The organism is Pseudomonas profundi (assembly GCF_008638305.1).
In the GTDB taxonomy this organism is placed as follows: Bacteria; Pseudomonadota; Gammaproteobacteria; order Pseudomonadales; family Pseudomonadaceae; genus Halopseudomonas; species Halopseudomonas profundi.
This window is the reverse complement of record NZ_VTPZ01000002.1, coordinates 367,681-383,178: the sequence shown is the minus strand read 5'-3', so window position 1 is coordinate 383,178 and position 15,498 is coordinate 367,681. Positions and strand designations below refer to the sequence as shown.

Annotated in this window: 15 protein-coding genes and 1 pseudogene; 3 read left to right on the top strand and 13 right to left on the bottom strand. The window is 59.5% G+C overall.

Annotated features, from left to right (window positions below; genetic code table 11):
- Positions 1 to 3: 3 nt before the first annotated feature.
- Positions 4 to 663 (bottom strand): hypothetical protein, encoded by a 660-nt coding sequence (locus FZE95_RS04755; RefSeq protein WP_150299675.1) that lies wholly within the window; start codon positions 661 to 663, stop codon positions 4 to 6.
- The gene (locus tag FZE95_RS04750; RefSeq protein ID WP_150299674.1) at positions 660 to 1,961 is read right to left on the bottom strand and encodes a sialidase family protein; all 1,302 of its coding nucleotides are present in this window, start codon (positions 1,959 to 1,961) and stop codon (positions 660 to 662) included. The genes FZE95_RS04755 and FZE95_RS04750 overlap by 4 nt, the downstream gene beginning before the upstream one ends.
- A gap of 252 nt (positions 1,962 to 2,213) precedes the next feature.
- On the opposite strand from FZE95_RS04750, the gene FZE95_RS04745 reads away from it, so the two are divergent.
- Both FZE95_RS04745 and lipA read left to right on the top strand, forming a co-directional pair.
- Positions 2,214 to 3,500, top strand: coding sequence for a lytic murein transglycosylase (locus FZE95_RS04745; protein ID WP_150299673.1), 1,287 nt, complete (start codon positions 2,214 to 2,216; stop codon positions 3,498 to 3,500).
- Between the two features lie 152 nt (positions 3,501 to 3,652).
- A complete protein-coding gene (gene lipA / locus FZE95_RS04740; RefSeq protein WP_150299672.1) occupies positions 3,653 to 4,705 on the top strand; it encodes a lipoyl synthase in 1,053 nt (350 codons plus the stop codon).
- Positions 4,706 to 4,775: 70 nt separating this feature from the next.
- On the opposite strand, the gene lipB is transcribed toward lipA, so the two are convergent.
- From lipB to FZE95_RS04685, 11 genes and pseudogenes are all read right to left on the bottom strand, one after another.
- Positions 4,776 to 5,393 (bottom strand): lipoyl(octanoyl) transferase LipB, encoded by a 618-nt coding sequence (gene lipB, locus FZE95_RS04735; protein ID WP_150299671.1) that lies wholly within the window; start codon positions 5,391 to 5,393, stop codon positions 4,776 to 4,778.
- Positions 5,393 to 5,668, bottom strand: coding sequence for an HP0495 family protein (locus FZE95_RS04730; protein WP_150299670.1), 276 nt, complete (start codon positions 5,666 to 5,668; stop codon positions 5,393 to 5,395). The genes lipB and FZE95_RS04730 overlap by 1 nt, the downstream gene beginning before the upstream one ends.
- Before the next feature lie 14 nt (positions 5,669 to 5,682).
- Positions 5,683 to 6,750, bottom strand: a pseudogene (locus FZE95_RS04725) (D-alanyl-D-alanine carboxypeptidase family protein); the annotation flags it as partial.
- 167 nt (positions 6,751 to 6,917) lie between these two features.
- Positions 6,918 to 7,799: a septal ring lytic transglycosylase RlpA family protein gene (locus FZE95_RS04720; RefSeq protein WP_150299669.1), complete on the bottom strand. Its 882-nt coding sequence runs from the start codon at positions 7,797 to 7,799 to the stop codon at positions 6,918 to 6,920.
- Positions 7,796 to 8,806 carry a lytic murein transglycosylase B gene (gene mltB / locus FZE95_RS04715; RefSeq protein WP_150299668.1) on the bottom strand — a complete coding sequence of 337 codons (1,011 nt, stop codon included), beginning with the start codon at positions 8,804 to 8,806 and terminating at the stop codon, positions 7,796 to 7,798. Before mltB ends, FZE95_RS04720 begins: the two co-directional genes overlap by 4 nt.
- Positions 8,807 to 8,835: 29 nt before the next feature.
- Complete coding sequence (gene rodA / locus FZE95_RS04710; RefSeq protein ID WP_150299667.1) at positions 8,836 to 9,990, bottom strand: rod shape-determining protein RodA; 1,155 nt, start codon at positions 9,988 to 9,990, stop codon at positions 8,836 to 8,838.
- A complete protein-coding gene (gene mrdA / locus FZE95_RS04705; protein ID WP_150299666.1) occupies positions 9,987 to 11,873 on the bottom strand; it encodes a penicillin-binding protein 2 in 1,887 nt (628 codons plus the stop codon). Before mrdA ends, rodA begins: the two co-directional genes overlap by 4 nt.
- 3 nt (positions 11,874 to 11,876) lie before the next feature.
- Positions 11,877 to 12,344, bottom strand: coding sequence for a 23S rRNA (pseudouridine(1915)-N(3))-methyltransferase RlmH (gene rlmH / locus FZE95_RS04700; protein WP_150299665.1), 468 nt, complete (start codon positions 12,342 to 12,344; stop codon positions 11,877 to 11,879).
- 6 nt (positions 12,345 to 12,350) lie between these two features.
- Entirely contained in the window at positions 12,351 to 12,716 is a 366-nt protein-coding gene (gene rsfS / locus FZE95_RS04695) for a ribosome silencing factor (RefSeq protein ID WP_150299664.1), read from the bottom strand.
- 17 nt (positions 12,717 to 12,733) lie between these two features.
- Positions 12,734 to 13,375: a nicotinate-nucleotide adenylyltransferase gene (gene nadD, locus FZE95_RS04690; protein ID WP_150299663.1), complete on the bottom strand. Its 642-nt coding sequence runs from the start codon at positions 13,373 to 13,375 to the stop codon at positions 12,734 to 12,736.
- A 49-nt stretch (positions 13,376 to 13,424) separates the two neighbouring features.
- Positions 13,425 to 14,690 carry a glutamate-5-semialdehyde dehydrogenase gene (locus FZE95_RS04685; protein WP_223824963.1) on the bottom strand — a complete coding sequence of 422 codons (1,266 nt, stop codon included), beginning with the start codon at positions 14,688 to 14,690 and terminating at the stop codon, positions 13,425 to 13,427.
- Between the two features lie 80 nt (positions 14,691 to 14,770).
- Between FZE95_RS04685 and FZE95_RS04680 the strand changes: the two genes are divergently transcribed.
- Positions 14,771 to 15,493: a DNA-3-methyladenine glycosylase gene (locus tag FZE95_RS04680; protein ID WP_371923596.1), complete on the top strand. Its 723-nt coding sequence runs from the start codon at positions 14,771 to 14,773 to the stop codon at positions 15,491 to 15,493.
- The last annotated feature ends 5 nt before the right edge of the window (positions 15,494 to 15,498 follow it).

The following is a 15,498-nucleotide window of genomic DNA, read 5'->3' as shown; positions in this document are numbered from 1 at the left end:
AGGCTATGCGTTGCTACGCCCCGCCGGGTCCGTTTTGCCCAGGCTTCCGTCCATTGCGCTTATCGGTCTGGCGATACGGACTTTGCGCGACGCTATCCAGGAGACGCCGGTAAAGGCCAGAGCGCCAACGGAATACAAGAAGATGAACGGATCAAGCAGGTAGTCCCAGTAGTTATCCGACGGCTTCACGTCAAGTACGAAGGCACCGGACGCAGCGAGCAGCAGTAACGCGCCAGGTGCATTGCGGATGAACACCATCAAGAGCGTCACTGCCGCGACGCCAACAAGCATGGGCCGCGGAGTAAAGCCCCAGCCGTAGGTATCGATCATGCCCACTCCCATCGCAGCCGGAAACAGCAATGCCCCGGCAATGGCGAAACATATCCATAGCTGCATGAGTCTGGGACGTGACCACGCGGAGATGAAACCCAGTCTCATCAGCGCACCGGCGATCAGCCAGACCATGCTGGTGCATGCCAGATCATCTGTGACGCCGCGCAAATATCCGGCCAGGGACATGCCTTGTATAAGCGGCAGCATGCCCAGAACGGTCAAACCGGCAAGCACACCAAGGCGTCGGTTCCGACTGAGCGCGCCAAGGGGCAATAACAGAAATAGGGTAAGGGAGAAGGTGAGGTACGCTTGCAGACTCAGGAAAATCATAGTTGCGCCTCCACCCACGCAGAGTTGAAGGCAACATGCTTGATGAAGCTGTTGTTCCAGACGTAAACCAGGTGATACCGGCCGTCGCCGGCTCGAATCAGGGAGGGATACTCATACTGGAAATCACACAGGTTGTTTTTGCACATCCGGCGATCGAGCTTCTTCAGGTATTCATCGACCAGCTTCCTGCGGGCGCTCCCGCTGGAGCTGAGGAAATTCGTCTCCAGCATCGGCTCGTAGAGGTGGCGGGGTATAGCATCCCCCTCTGGATCCGGCGAAGCGTCGACCTCGGCAACCATCGACCAGGCCACCAGGTCCACATCTGCCTCGTCCAGTGTCAGTCGGAACCGGCCATCCACAAGGTTGTTTTGTGCAACCAGCAGACTACCCCTGTGCGATTTCACCGCCGCCAGCGACGCGTTGGGGTTCCACGGCGTAACCGGCCATTCAGGTAGCCAGGTTTTCCCGGCATCTTCGGTAATGGTCGCAAGCACGTGGGGGTTCTCGCCAGCCTGACGCAGCAATGCCACCGCCCGCTTGCCGTCAATCGGCACTATGGTGGGCTGTAGGGAGTTGTCGCCATCGGCAATTCGGAACTTGTCCTTGATTCGCCCTTGCGCATCCAGGTAGAGATATTCCGGAAACTTGCCGAGAAACTCGTGATATACCGGCAAACCGATAGAGCCGTCGGCATGGAACACCGGTGAGGTACGCACCAGCGTACTGATATTGACGAAGGGCGACGTCACCAGCTGCCGGGGTTTGGACCAGCTTTCACCGAGGTCCTCGGAAACCATCACATTGATTGCGCTACCCGCCCAGCCACCGACCGAGACAGACACATAGAACAACCAGAGGCGCTCGTCCGGAGCCAAGGCTATGACAGGATTGCCCAGTTTGCGGATAGGCTTGCCTACACTGCGGCGGGTGGTCTCACGATCGACCAATGCCGTCTCGGCACCCCATTGACCGCTCAAGGCGTCGTATCGGGCCGCACGGATATCAACATCTGCTGCGCCTTCGCGCGAACCGGCAAACCAGACGGTAAGCAGGTCGCCATCCGGCAGCGCGGTGACGGACGGCGAGTGCACAAACTCGTCCAGATCAGATGAAGCGAATTGCTGCTCGAACAGGGGGACGTCGTCCAACTGCCGGCTTTCATCGCTAGCCGAAAATTCATAGGTCGCAAAATCGGCCATTGCGTACGGCGGGTGATTCAGCCAGCCCGCGGTGAAGACCGGCACTATCAGGGCAAAGGCCCAGAGCTGCCAACTTCGAGATTCCTTAGAAGACGCCATTGCTTCCTTTATCTTATTTTTCGAGGTGAGAATAAAGCGAACGTGTTCGCCGACAGTGGGCAGCGGATCGCAGCACTATAGCAGGAGAACGCAACGGCGACAGCACCAGCGGACCGGTTTTTGCGCCCAACAATCGGCCGTTCGTCAGGCGCCGGGGCGCATCTTTACTGCACCATCGAGACCATCGGCGCACTGCCCTGCCCCATGGATGCCATGCTACAGTTCCCGAAAATACCAACATCGGAATCATCAATGCTCAACAAGCTAATGCGCTACCGCGCCAGCGGGCGCCGACTGACCGTCGCTGGCGCCAGTCTCGTATTGCTGGCCGCCTGCGCGAATTCATCGATCGAAGCTTCGAGTACACCGGCTTCATCCACTGAAGTTGCTGCCCAGCAGGAGCAGCAGCAGCCCAGTTTTGCCGAATGGCGCGCGCAATTCCGCGAAGAAGCACTCGCCGCCGGCATTCGCCCCGCGGTATTCGACAACGCGTTCAAGGGCATCGAGCCGGATCCATCAATCATCCGGGCCGACCAGAGCCAGCCGGAGTTCACTCGCCCGGTCTGGCAGTATCTGGACGGAGCTGTGTCGCCACAGCGGCTGGCGCAGGGTCGCCGGGCGCTATCGCAGTACGCAGACACACTGGATGCCATCGAGCAGCGTTACGGCGTCAGCCGTCATGTTCTGGTGGCCATCTGGGGCCTGGAAAGCAACTTCGGTAACAACATCGGTGACAAGTCAGTGATCCGCTCGCTGGCCACCCTGGCGCACGAGGGCCGCCGTCCGACATTTGCACATACCCAGCTCATTGAAGCGCTCAGAATCCTGCAACAGGGGGACGTTCCACCGTCGCAGCTGCTCGGATCATGGGCCGGCGCAATGGGCCAGACACAGTTCATTCCCAGCACCTTCAACAGCTATGCCGTGGACTTTGACAGTGACGGCCGTCGCGATATCTGGCAATCGCCGGCCGATGCATTAGGATCGGCTGCCAACTATCTGTCCAACTCGAACTGGCAACGCGGAACGCCCTGGGGAACCGAGGTGAAGCTGCCCAGGGATTTCGATTTCGCGCTGGCCGATATGGCCATTCGCAAGCCGGTATCCGAGTGGGTGTCGCTCGGTGTAAGCGCGAGCTCAGAATCGGCCGTACCGTCCCGCCTGGGCGACAAGGAGGCGTCCTTGCTGTTGCCTGCAGGCTATCGCGGCCCGGCCTTCCTTGTCACCGGCAATTTCCGCAGCATTCTGCGCTACAACAATTCGACCAGTTACGCACTGGCGATTGGCCTGATGTCTGATCGGTTGCAGGACAGAGACGATATCCAGGCCAGTTGGCCGCGGGACGACCGTCCACTCTCGCGCACCGAACGTATCGAACTTCAGGAGCGCCTGGATGCAGTCGGTTTCGATCCGGGCGACGCTGATGGGATTATTGGCGCCAATACCCGCAAGGCAATTCGCCGTTTTCAGAACAGCCTGGGAGTGCCCGCTGACGGCTATCCCACATATGCCCTGCTGGAGCGTCTACGGGAACGTTGAGCACCGGATACGGCTGGACCGGACGCAGCCGGCATTGCGCCGATCCAGCCCGCTCGGCAAAGGCCTGTGTTAAACTCGGCCGAAATACAAGGACCTGACCGGTCACCGATAATCATTGAATCGGCTTCATTCAACAGGAGCGAAGGCCATCCATGAGTGACGAAGTCTCCAAGCATGTCGCCAGTGGCGAGAAGTTTCGCAATTCGCAAGGCATACGCGCCATCAAGGATGGTCAGAAGCGACGTGCCGGAGAAGCCGAACCGGTTATTTTCGAGCCGAAGCCCAAATGGCTGCGCGCACGAATCCCGGCAGGCGATCGGTTCGAGGCCGTAAAGGCCAACGTCACCTCTCACAAGCTAAGCACGGTCTGCCAGGAATCGCATTGCCCCAACATGGGCGAATGCTGGACCAATGGCACCGCCACCATCATGCTGATGGGCTCCGTATGCACCCGGGCATGCCGCTTTTGCGCCGTCGATACCGGCAACCCAAACGGCTGGCTGGACCAGGACGAGCCGGAAAATACCGCCAAGTCTGTTGAGCTCATGGGCCTGCGCTACATCGTGCTGACATCGGTCGACCGTGACGATTTGCCCGACGGCGGAGCCAACCACTACGCCGCTGCCGTGCGCGCCATCAAGCTGCGCACGCCGCAGGTGGTGGTTGAAGCCCTCACGCCGGATTTCAATGGCGTGCACAGCGCTATCGAAGCGGTGGTTGATTCAGGCCTTGAAGTGTTTGCGCAGAATGTCGAAACAGTCGAGCGCCTGACCCATGAAGTGCGCGACCCCCGCGCCGGTTATCGCAAGACGCTTGATGTATTGGCACATGCCAAGCAGCACCGCCCGGATGTGATCACCAAGACCAGCCTGATGCTGGGGCTGGGCGAAACCGATGAGGAAATCCTCGCCACCTTTGATGATTTGCGTGCCATAGGAGTGGATATCGTCACTCTGGGGCAGTATCTGCGCCCGACCAAAAACCACCTGTCGGTCAAGCGCTGGGTTACTCCTGAGGAATTCAACCGTTATCGGGAAATCGGTCTTGCCAAGGGTTTCATGGAGGTCCCTTCCGGGCCGCTGGTGCGCTCGAGCTATCGCGCCGACCGGGTGTTCGAAAAGAATAACCTGGGTCTCGCCGAACCTGCTTCGGTTCCAGGCCAGACACCGCAGTCAGACCTGATTCCCATCCGCTCGCTCAGCTGAGCATCCGCTGTGGTTGGCGGATTTGCGCCGCCAACCACAGGCCGATTCCGCCCGCCATCAGAACCAGCGCTCAGACGTAGCCAAGCTGCCTCTTGAGATGGCCCGTGAGTCGCGCGCCGACTTCAGCGATATCGGGCGAACGACCAACAAGCTCACGCATCTGCGTAATGGCCAGCCCCGCATAACCACAGGGATTGATGCGGCTAAAGGGTTCCAGATCCATATCCACGTTCAGCGCCAGGCCGTGAAAGGAGCAACCACGACGGATGCGCAGGCCCAGCGAGGCGATCTTGGCTGCATCTACGTATACTCCCGGAGCGTCAGCACGCGGCGCAGCAGCAATGGCATAGTCGGCCAGCATATCCACCAGACCCTGCTCCATAGCGGTGACCAGCTCCCGGACGCCGATCCCGAGTCGCCGGATATCAATCAGCAGGTAAGCGACCAGTTGACCAGGTCCGTGATAGGTGACCTGCCCGCCACGCTCGACGCTGACCACAGGAATGTTCCCCGCCGCCAGCACATGCTCGGCCTTGCCGGCCTGGCCCTGGGTAAACACCGAAGGGTGCTGCAACAGCCAGATCTCGTCCGGCGTGTCGCTATCGCGCTCGGCAGTGAAAGCGCGCATCGCCTCCAGGGTTGGCTGATAGTCCACCAACCCCAGTTCACGGATTATCAGCTGCGTCATCAGAGAACCATTTGCACCCGGCCAGAGGCTTTCAGCTCAGCATTCAGAGCCTCAAGCTGATCCGGCCCAGTCGCAGTAATGACCATTCGGATTGATACAAAGCGACCGTTCTTGCTGTCACGCACATCAATCGCGTTGCGGTCGAGACCAGGCGCGTGGCGCTCGACGATCTCGCTGACCAGCTCGACGAAGCCATCCCCGGCAGCACCGATCACTTTGATCGGGTACTGACACGGGAACTCGATACGTGGCGCATCGGTAGTCGGATCACTCATAGGATTCCTCCGGTTCAGTCAAACAGCCCGTAAAAGAACAAGCGAATGCTGTCCCACAGACGACCAAAGATTCCGGCCTCCTCGACGTCGGTAAGCGCGACCAGCGGGGCGGCATGCACCACTTCTTCACCATCACGCACTTCTACCTGTCCGAGTACGTCGCCGGCGGCGATGGGCGCCTTGATGCGGCTGTTCATGGCGATACTGGCTTCAAGTTTTTCGAGCTGCCCCTTCGGCAGAGTCAGAACCAGACCTTCGCTGAGACCCACATCAACAGCATCCTGCTGCCCAGCCCAGACGCGTGCCTGGGACAGTACCTCGCCGGCTTCGTAGAACGTCCGGGTCTCGAAGAAACGGAAGCCCCAGGTCAGTAGCTTCTGGGTTTCGGCCGCGCGCGCTGCTTCGCTGCTCGTACCCATTACCACCGAAATCAGACGCATATCATCACGCTTGGCCGAAGCCACCAGACAATAGCCGGCCTCCTCGGTGTGCCCGGTTTTTAGGCCATCTACAGTACTGTCGCGCCAGAGCATCAGGTTACGATTGGGCTGTTTGATGCCCTGCCACAGGAACTCCTTTTCCTTGTAGATGCTGTAGTGCTTCGGGTCGTCGCGAATAATCGCCTTGGCCAGGATAGCCAGGTCGCGAGCACTGGAAACATGCCCCTCAGCTGGCCAGCCGGTGGAGTTCTTGAAATGCGTATTGGTCATGCCGAGGCGCTGGGCATGGGCGTTCATCAGGTCTGCAAAGGCTTCCTCGCTACCGGCGATATGCTCAGCCAGGGCAATGCTCGCATCGTTACCGGACTGGATGATGATGCCGCGCAGCAGATCGATCACCCGAACCTGGGCACCCACTTCGATGAACATCTTGGAACCGCCCTTGCGCCAGGCCTTTTCGCTGACCAGCACCATATCCTCCTCCTTGATCTGACCGCGTAGGATCTCAAGGCTGGCGATGTAGCTGGTCATCATCTTGGTCAGGCTGGCCGGAGGTAGCGCCTCATCCGCGTTGTGCTCGATCAGCACCTCCCCGCTGGCGGCATCTACCAGCAAGTAGCTACTTGCGGCCAGCGTTGGCGCCGTCGGCACGATGGGCATCGAGGCAGCAGCCGGCCCCGGCACGGGGGTGGGTGTCGGGGTTTGCGCCATGACTACACAGGAAGCAAGCGCAGTGCCGGTAATCAGCACGGTCTGGATGAATTTTTTAAGCATGATACTCACGTAGGTAAAGGTACTGGGCTAAATGATCAGTTGGATGTAACCAGGGTGGCCTGGCCCAGGTCCGCCAGGCGAAGCGCTTCGATCAACTTCTGCGCCTCGTCATGATTGGCTACCGGACCAAGACGGACCCGATGGAATGTTCCGGTTGGCTGTTGAACCGGCGTCACGAACACGGTCGCATTGACGGTACTCTGTAAGCGCGTGCGCAGCTGTTCTGCCGCCTGACTCGACGAGAAAGCGCCGACCTGCAAAAACATCTGTTCGCCTGGCTGGGACGCTAGCGTCTCCACCGGCGGGGCTTTCTTGACCAGGTATCCCGGGTTGTTCTGCTGCTGCCAGGCCACCGGATCAATCCCTTCGACCAGCACCTGCGCGGTGCCCTTGTCGGCAAAACCCAGCTTTTTGGCCGCAGCGTAGGACAGATCAATGATACGGTCTGAATAAAACGGGCCACGGTCATTCACGCGGACGATAACCGTACGCTTGTTCTCGAGGTTGGTGACCCTGACATAGGTCGGCAGCGGCAACGTCTTGTGCGCGGCGGTCATTCCATACAGGTCATAATCTTCGCCGTTGGCGGTGTGCTGACCATGAAACTTGGTTCCATACCATGAAGCCGGGCCCGTTTCGCGGTAGCTCCGCCCGTCCTGCATCGGGGTGTAATCTTTCCCCAGAACCCGATAAGGCGCTGCCTTGTAGCGGCCTGTATGCGGCACCGGTACTGCGTCGGGAATGGTCGACACATCAACGATGTGGGTCGGCGCACCATCATGAAGGGGTCGCAACAGCGGCTTGCTTACCGCACCCGATCCGCTACCGGTAGGCGGCGCAGAAGAGCAGCCGGCAAGCACTCCGAGCAGCAGCGACGCCGCACCAATCTTAAGGCGGCTCAGGGTTGGCGTTGTCATAGATCTCTGGCCTCGCGTATCAGGTCAGCTAGTTGATGAACTACCATGGCATACATCACACTCCGGTTGTAGCGGGTGATGACGTGCAGATTATGTAGCCCGATCCAGTATTGCATCGACTCGCCTGCGTCGAACTCAAAAGCCATGACTTCGGCCTCGTCTGCCAGCGCGTGCTGGATGTCCCAACCGAGTTCCTTCAACGCAGCCACGCTGCGCCGCGCCTCAAGCCCTTCCGCAATAGTCAGGCCTTTGTCAAACTGCTCACCTGACACCGTAGCCGGAACAGCGACGGTCTCGCCATGCTTCCACTTGTGCTCAGCAAAGTAGTTCGCGACGCTGCCAATGGCGTCGACCTGATTGTTCCAGATATCAACCTGGCCATCATCATTGAAATCAACTGCAAAGGCCTGATAACTGCTGGGGATGAATTGCGGGAAACCCATCGCTCCGGCATAGGATCCGGTGAGACTGAGCGGGTCGACTTGCTGTTCACGCGCCAACACCAGGTAGGATTTCAACTGGCGGCGAAAGAAGTCCGCCCGCGGCGGATAGTCGAAGCCCAGCGTGGTCAACGCATCGATAACCCGGTGGCTGCCCTTGTTGCCGCCGTAGAAGGTTTCCACTCCGATAATGGCAACAATCACCTCCGGCTCCACGCCGTATTCCTGCTCGGCACGGGCCAGCGCCTCGGCGTTGCGCTCCCAGAACTCGACGCCGCCAGCGATCCGCTTGTCGGTGATGAATATCTTCCGGTACTCGTGCCAGGGCCGGACCCGCTCAGCCGGACGCGAAATAGCATCAATGATGCTTTGCTTACGTTCCGCCTGGGCCAGCAGACTTCCGATATATTTCGGAGGAAAGCCATGCTCCGCCTGCATCTCCGCAACGAAGGGCGCAACCGCCGGATGCTCTTCGCCATAATCGGCAGCCAGCAACAATGGGCTGAACCCGGCCAACACGACGGCTGCAGTTTTATGCCGCAACCATCCGCTCACAGTATTTAACATGCAGAATCCTGATTCCCGGAACAGCTTGATCATCTTCCCTGTGCCATCCACTTGTGGTGCGTATGGATCGACATCAGGATGCCAAAACCTGCCAACAGTGTTACCAGCGAGGTGCCGCCGTAACTTATCAGCGGCAAGGGTACGCCGACCACCGGCAACAGGCCACTCACCATCCCGATATTGACGAAAACATATACAAAAAATGTCAGCGTGACACTACCTGCGAGCAGCTTGGAAAAATTGTCATGGGCATGCTGTGCGATATACAGACCACGCAACACGATCAGCAAATACACTACCAGCAGCAGACACACACCGACCATGCCGAACTCTTCGGCCAGCGCGGCGATGATGAAGTCGGTATGGCCTTCGGGCAGAAAATCCAGGTGTGACTGAGTCCCCTGCAGCCAGCCCTTGCCGAGCACGCCTCCCGAACCTATCGCGGCCTTCGACTGAATAATGTTCCAGCCGGCACCGAGCGGATCACTCTCCGGATTGAGGAAGGTCAGTACGCGTCGTTTCTGATACTCATGCATGCCAAAAAACCACATGCCGACCGCCGCCGGCACCAGCAACACCGCAGCGCCAAGAATATAGCGCCAGCGCAACCCCGCAAGCAGTATCGCAAAGATGCCGGAGCTGGCAATCAACAGTGAGGTTCCAAGATCCGGCTGCTTGAGAATCAACAATACAGGCAGCCCGATAATCAGCAGACTGAAGCAGACATATTTGAAGTTGGGTGGCAATTCGCGACGGGCAAGATACCAGGCCACGCTCATTGGCATGATCAGCTTCATGATTTCCGAGGGCTGAAAACGCATCAACCCGGGAATACTCAGCCAACGCTGGGCACCCTTTGCCTGCACGCCGATCAACAGCACAGCGACCAGCAATAGAACCGCGCCGACATAGGCGAAAGGAACCCAACGCTGCATGAAGCGCGGTTGAAACTGGGCGATGACTATCATGACCGCTATGCCTACCGCGTAAGCCGCACCCTGCCGATAAAGCATGGCCATATTCATGCTACTAGCGGAATACAGTACAAAACTGGCCACTCCGGCAAGGGTCAACACCAGCAGCAAGAGCCAGGGATCAATGTGCAGCCGTTGCCATAGCGGCTCGCGACGCTGCAGCCCCTTCTCTCCGCCGGTGATTGCTCGGGTGCTCGCCCAGGATTTCATGGTTGCACCTCGGCGGTCACTTCGTCGGCTTCCTCTTCATCAATCTGTTCTTCCTCGGGCAACAACCAGGCATCGAATAACTGACGGGCCACTGGCGCTGCGACGCGACCGCCCGACTCACCGTTCTCAACCATGACCGCCACGGCAACGCGTGGTGCATCGGCCGGTGCGAAACCGACATACAGAGCGTGGTCTCGATGACGCTCAGCCAGGCTGGCAGAATCGTAGCGCTCCCCCTGAGCGATGGCGACTACCTGCGCCGTGCCGGTTTTTCCGGCGATACGGTAAGGCGCACCGAGAGCGGCCGCACGCGACGTGCCGTGGGGAGCATGCATGACATCTTCCAGTGCTTCGGTAATGAAATTCCAGTCGTCCGGATTCTTCAATTCGATGTTGTCCGGGGTATCGGACTCATCCGGCAGCACCCCTTCGGCATGCATCATCAACCGCGGTCTACGCCACACTCCCCTGTTTGCAATCAGAGCAGTGGACTGCGCCAGTTGCAAGGGGGTGGCAAGCATATATCCCTGCCCGATCCCGGTTATTACCGTCTCGCCCGGATACCAGGGTTGCCGGCGCGCAGCCCGCTTCCACTCACGGGACGGCATCAACCCTGCAGCCTCTTCAAACATATCCAGTGAAACACGAGTTCCCAGCCCGAATCGGGTCAGGTACTCATGCATACGGTCGATGCCCAGCTTGTGCGCCAAATCGTAGAAATAGGTGTCATTGGAGCGCGCGATCGCGCGCCGCATATCCACCCAACCATCCCCGCCGCGGTTCCAGTTGCGATACTTGTGGCTGTGGTTCGGTAGCTGGAAAAAACCGGGATCAAACACCCGGTTGTTCCGCCCTACCGTGCCGGTATCCAGGCCGGCGATGGCAATCAGCTGTTTGATGGTCGAGCCTGGCGGATAAAGCCCGCGCAGAACGCGATTGAACAGCGGCTGATCAAGCGAATCCCGCAGCGCGCCATAATCGGCGTAGCTTATGCCGGTTACGAACAGATTAGGATCAAACCCCGGCTGGCTGACATAGGCCAACACACCGCCGGTTTCCGGCTCGATGGCAATGACCGCACCCCGGCGTTTACCCAGCGCCTGCTCGGCAACCGCCTGCAGACGGCTGTCCAGGTGCAGGGTCAGGTCCCGTCCAGGCACCGGGTCAGTACGGTCGAGCACGCGTAGGACCCGGCCCCGTGCGTTGGTTTCGACTTCCTCATAACCGACCTTCCCGTGCAACAGATCTTCATAGAAATGCTCGATGCCCGTCTTGCCAATATAGTGGGTGCCGGCGTAAGCGACCTGATCGATCCGCTGCATTTCCTTGTCGTTGATACGCCCGACATAGCCCACCGCATGGGCAAAATGCTCACCCAGCGGATAATGCCGCACGAAGCTCGCCTGTACCTCAACACCCGGCAAGCGGAAACGATTGACGCCGACGCGCGCGATCTGCTCGTCATCGAGTCCGAACATGACCGGAATCGACTCGAAGGGTCGACGTGATTGCATCAGTCGCCGTTGCGCACGCTCGATTTCCTCGTCGTCAAGCTCCAGCAGCAACTTCAGCAACGCAAAGGTCGCTGGCACGTCAGGGGTACGTTCCCGGGTGATATTCAGACTGAAACTCGGCCGATTCTCCGCCAACACCACGCCATTGCGGTCGTAGATCCTGCCTCGAGAGGGCGGGATCGGCTGCACATGGACGCGGTTGTTCTCGGACAGCGTGGAATGATGCTCGAACTGGATCACCTGCAGGTAATACATCCGCGCGACCAGCGCCAGCAACAGCAGGACAACCACCGCCGCAGCCAGTAACAGCCGCTGCCGGACGATGCCCGCATCCTTGCTATGGTCCTTGAGGTGAATCGGTTTGGCCATGTATCACTTATGGTAAGGGTGGCGGTTCAGAACGGTCCAGGCGCGGTAAATCTGTTCGGCCAGCAGTATACGCACCAGTGGATGCGGAAGCGTCAGCGCCGAAAGCGACCAACGTTGATCGCTTCTGGCCGCAACGTCCTCAGCAAGGCCTTCCGGCCCACCCACCATAAGGTTGACGTTGCGTGCTTCAAGGCGCCAGCGTTCGAGTTGCTCGGCGAGCTGTTCGGTGGACCAGTTTTTCCCGGTCACCTCAAGCGTAACGATACGGTCACCTGGTTGAGTCGCGGCCAGCATCTGCTCGCCCTCACGGCGCATCAACCTGGCGACATCGGCGTTCTTTCCCCTGGTAGACAGGGGAATTTCGATCAGATCCAGCGGCAGATCAGCAGGCATGCGCTTGGCGTATTCCTGATATCCCTCGACCACCCAGCGCGGCATACGTGACGCCACGCTGATCAAGCGTATACGCAACCCGGTTTACTCTGAATCGGAGGCGGACTGTTGCTGTTCGCGGCGGGATTCGGCGCTCTGCCACAGGCGCTCCAGGTCATAAAACTGGCGTGTCGCCGGCTGCATGACGTGAACAACGACGTCACCGAGGTCGACCAGCACCCATTCACCGGAATCCTTGCCTTCGACGCCCAGCGGACGACAGCCGGCTTCCTTCGCCTTCTCAACGACAGTGTCACTCAGCGAGCTGACATGCCGGTTGGAGGTGCCGCTGGCGATGATCATGAAATCTGTCACACTGGTCAGCTCACGCACGTCGATGCGTACCACATCCTTGGCCTTGAGCTCATCCAATGCACTTTCTACTACTTGGACCAGGTCATCAATCTGCATGCGGGGGTAAATCCTCATTAAGTGGGCCGATATAGCCCATTGGTTTCAATATAGCCAAGCACGGAGCCCGGTAACAGGAAGCGTGGAGAGCGGTTTGCAGCAATCAAGCCGCGAATATGGGAAGCGGAGATCGCCAGGGGGGTCTGGGTCAGGCCGACAATCTGTCCATGGCAGGCGGTAGCCTCGGAGGGATCGTTAACACTACGTCCGGCCATCAGGTCCTTGAGCACCTCTGGCGCGTCGAGATCATAGTCGGGTCGCTGCAAAACCACCAGACTCGCCAGATCGAGCAGCTCAGTCCAGCGATACCAGCCCGGCAAGCCACAGAACGCATCCCAGCCCACCACCATGAACAAGGCTACGTCATTGCCCAGTTCAACCCGAAGCGATTCAAGGGTCTCCACTGTATAGGAGGGACGTTCGCGGCGCAGCTCCCGGTCATCGACTACCAGCCCGTCAGCATGCTGGACCGCCAGCTTCACCATATCCAGCCGCTGTTCAGCGGTGGCACCGGGCACGTCACGATGCGGCGGGCGGGCGCTGGGGATAAGTCTCAGCTCATCCAGCCCCAACCACTCGTGCACCTCAAGCGCGCTGCGCAGATGCCCATTATGAACCGGATCGAAGGTACCTCCGAACAGGCCAATGCGGCGGGTCATATAGGGTCTGGTGCCGTTCCATCGCGACAGCGACGGAGATCTTTTCTGATCATTGGCGCACGTGCCCGTCGCCGAATACCACGTACTTCTCGCTGGTCAGCCCTTCCAGGCCCACCGGTCCGCGGGCGTGAATCTTGTCGGTGGAGATGCCGATCTCGGCACCGAGACCGTACTCGAATCCGTCGGCGAAACGCGTCGAGGCGTTGATCATCACCGAACTGGAATCCACTTCAGCCAGGAAGCGCCGAGCCCGGGTGTAATCCTCCGAGACCATCGCGTCGGTGTGCTGAGAGCTGTAGGTATTGATGTGCTCGATGGCCGCGTCCATATCCTCGACCACCCGGATCGACAGGATGGGCGCAAGATATTCGGTGTGCCAGTCCTCTTCGCTGGCAGGCGCTGCGCCGGCAACAATCCCACAGGTGGCGGGACATCCACGCAGCTCGACATTCTTCTCGGCATAGCGCTGGGCGATTCGGGGCAGAAATGCCTCAGCAACAGCCTTGTGCACCAGCAAGGTTTCCATCGCATTGCACACACCATAACGGTGAGTCTTGGCATTCAGGGCGATCGCCTCTGCCTTGTCCAGATCCGCCCTGTCATCCACATACACGTGGCAGATGCCGTCGAGATGCTTGATCACCGGTACGCGCGCATCGCGGCTGATCCGCTCGATGAGACCTTTACCGCCACGGGGAACAATAACGTCCACGAATTCCGGCATGGTGATCAACGCGCCCACGGCGGCGCGGTCAGTGGTTTCCACTACCTGAACGACTTCCTGCGGCAGGCCGGCATTGTCCAGGCCTCGACGCAGGCAGCGCGCGATGGCCTGGTTGGAGTGGATCGACTCGGAGCCACCACGCAGAATGCACGCGTTGCCGGATTTCAGACACAGGCTGGCCGCTTCGACCGTCACATTGGGACGCGACTCATAGATGATGCCAACCACACCCAGCGGCACACGCATACGCCCGACCTGAATGCCCGAGGGCAGAAACTTCATGTCACGAATTGAACCAATCAGATCGGGCAATCCGGCCACCTGGCGCAGGCCTTCGACCATCGATTCAAGCCGCTCCGGCGTCAACGCCAGTCGGTCAAGCATCGCCTCGTCCAGGCCGTTCTCACGCCCGGCCTGCAGATCGAGCGCGTTGGCCTCGATCAGCTCGGCGCTGGCCTCGATGAGCGCATCGGCCGTTGCCAGCAACGCCTGGTTCTTGACAGCCGTGCTGGCGCGGGCGATAACACGCGAAGCCTGGCGGGCCTGACGACCCAGCCCTGCCATGTATTCGGTTACCTGCTCTGTATTCATGCCCATCCTGAAATGCCTGCCGGAACAAAAGCCGCATTATAGCGGTCCGCCAGGGTGCTGGACAGGGCGAACCTGCTATGATCTCGGATATGTCAGTTACTCATCTTCCCTGGCCCTCTGCGCGCCCTCTCGCGAACAGTTTTTTCCATCGCGAATCGCGACAGGTCGCTGTCGAGCTATTGGGCAAAGTCATCCGCCACCAGGTCGACGGGCTGTGGCTTTCGGCGCGCATCATCGAGACCGAAGCCTACAAACTCGAAGACAAGGGCAGCCATGCTTCACTCGGCTACACCCACACCCGTCGCGCATTGTTCATGGATGGCGGCACCATTTACATGTACTACGCACGGGGTGGCGACTCGCTGAACATCAGCGCCGCCGGGCCCGGCAATGCCGTCCTGATCAAATCCGCCTACCCGGTTACCGATGATGTCAGCGGCCCGGATAGCCTGGCATTGATGCACCAACTCAACCCTGCACAAAACGGCGACCAACGCCCGCTGGAAAAGCTCTGCGCCGGCCAGACGTTGCTATGCAAGGCGCTGGGGCTGAAGGTGCCGGAGTGGACCGCACAGCAGTTCGACACGTCACGGTTCTTCTTTGACGATGACGGCTATCGTCCCGGCGAAATAATTCAGACCACGCGCCTGGGCATTCCCGCCGGGCGTGACGAGCACCTGCTGTACCGTTTTGTCGACGCCGACTACGCCCGCGTGTGCACCCGTAATCCGCTGGGCCGCACCCGCCGGGAGGGCGAACACTACCACTACATCGGAAGCGCCGGAGCCTGCAAACTTGATTGAGGCGT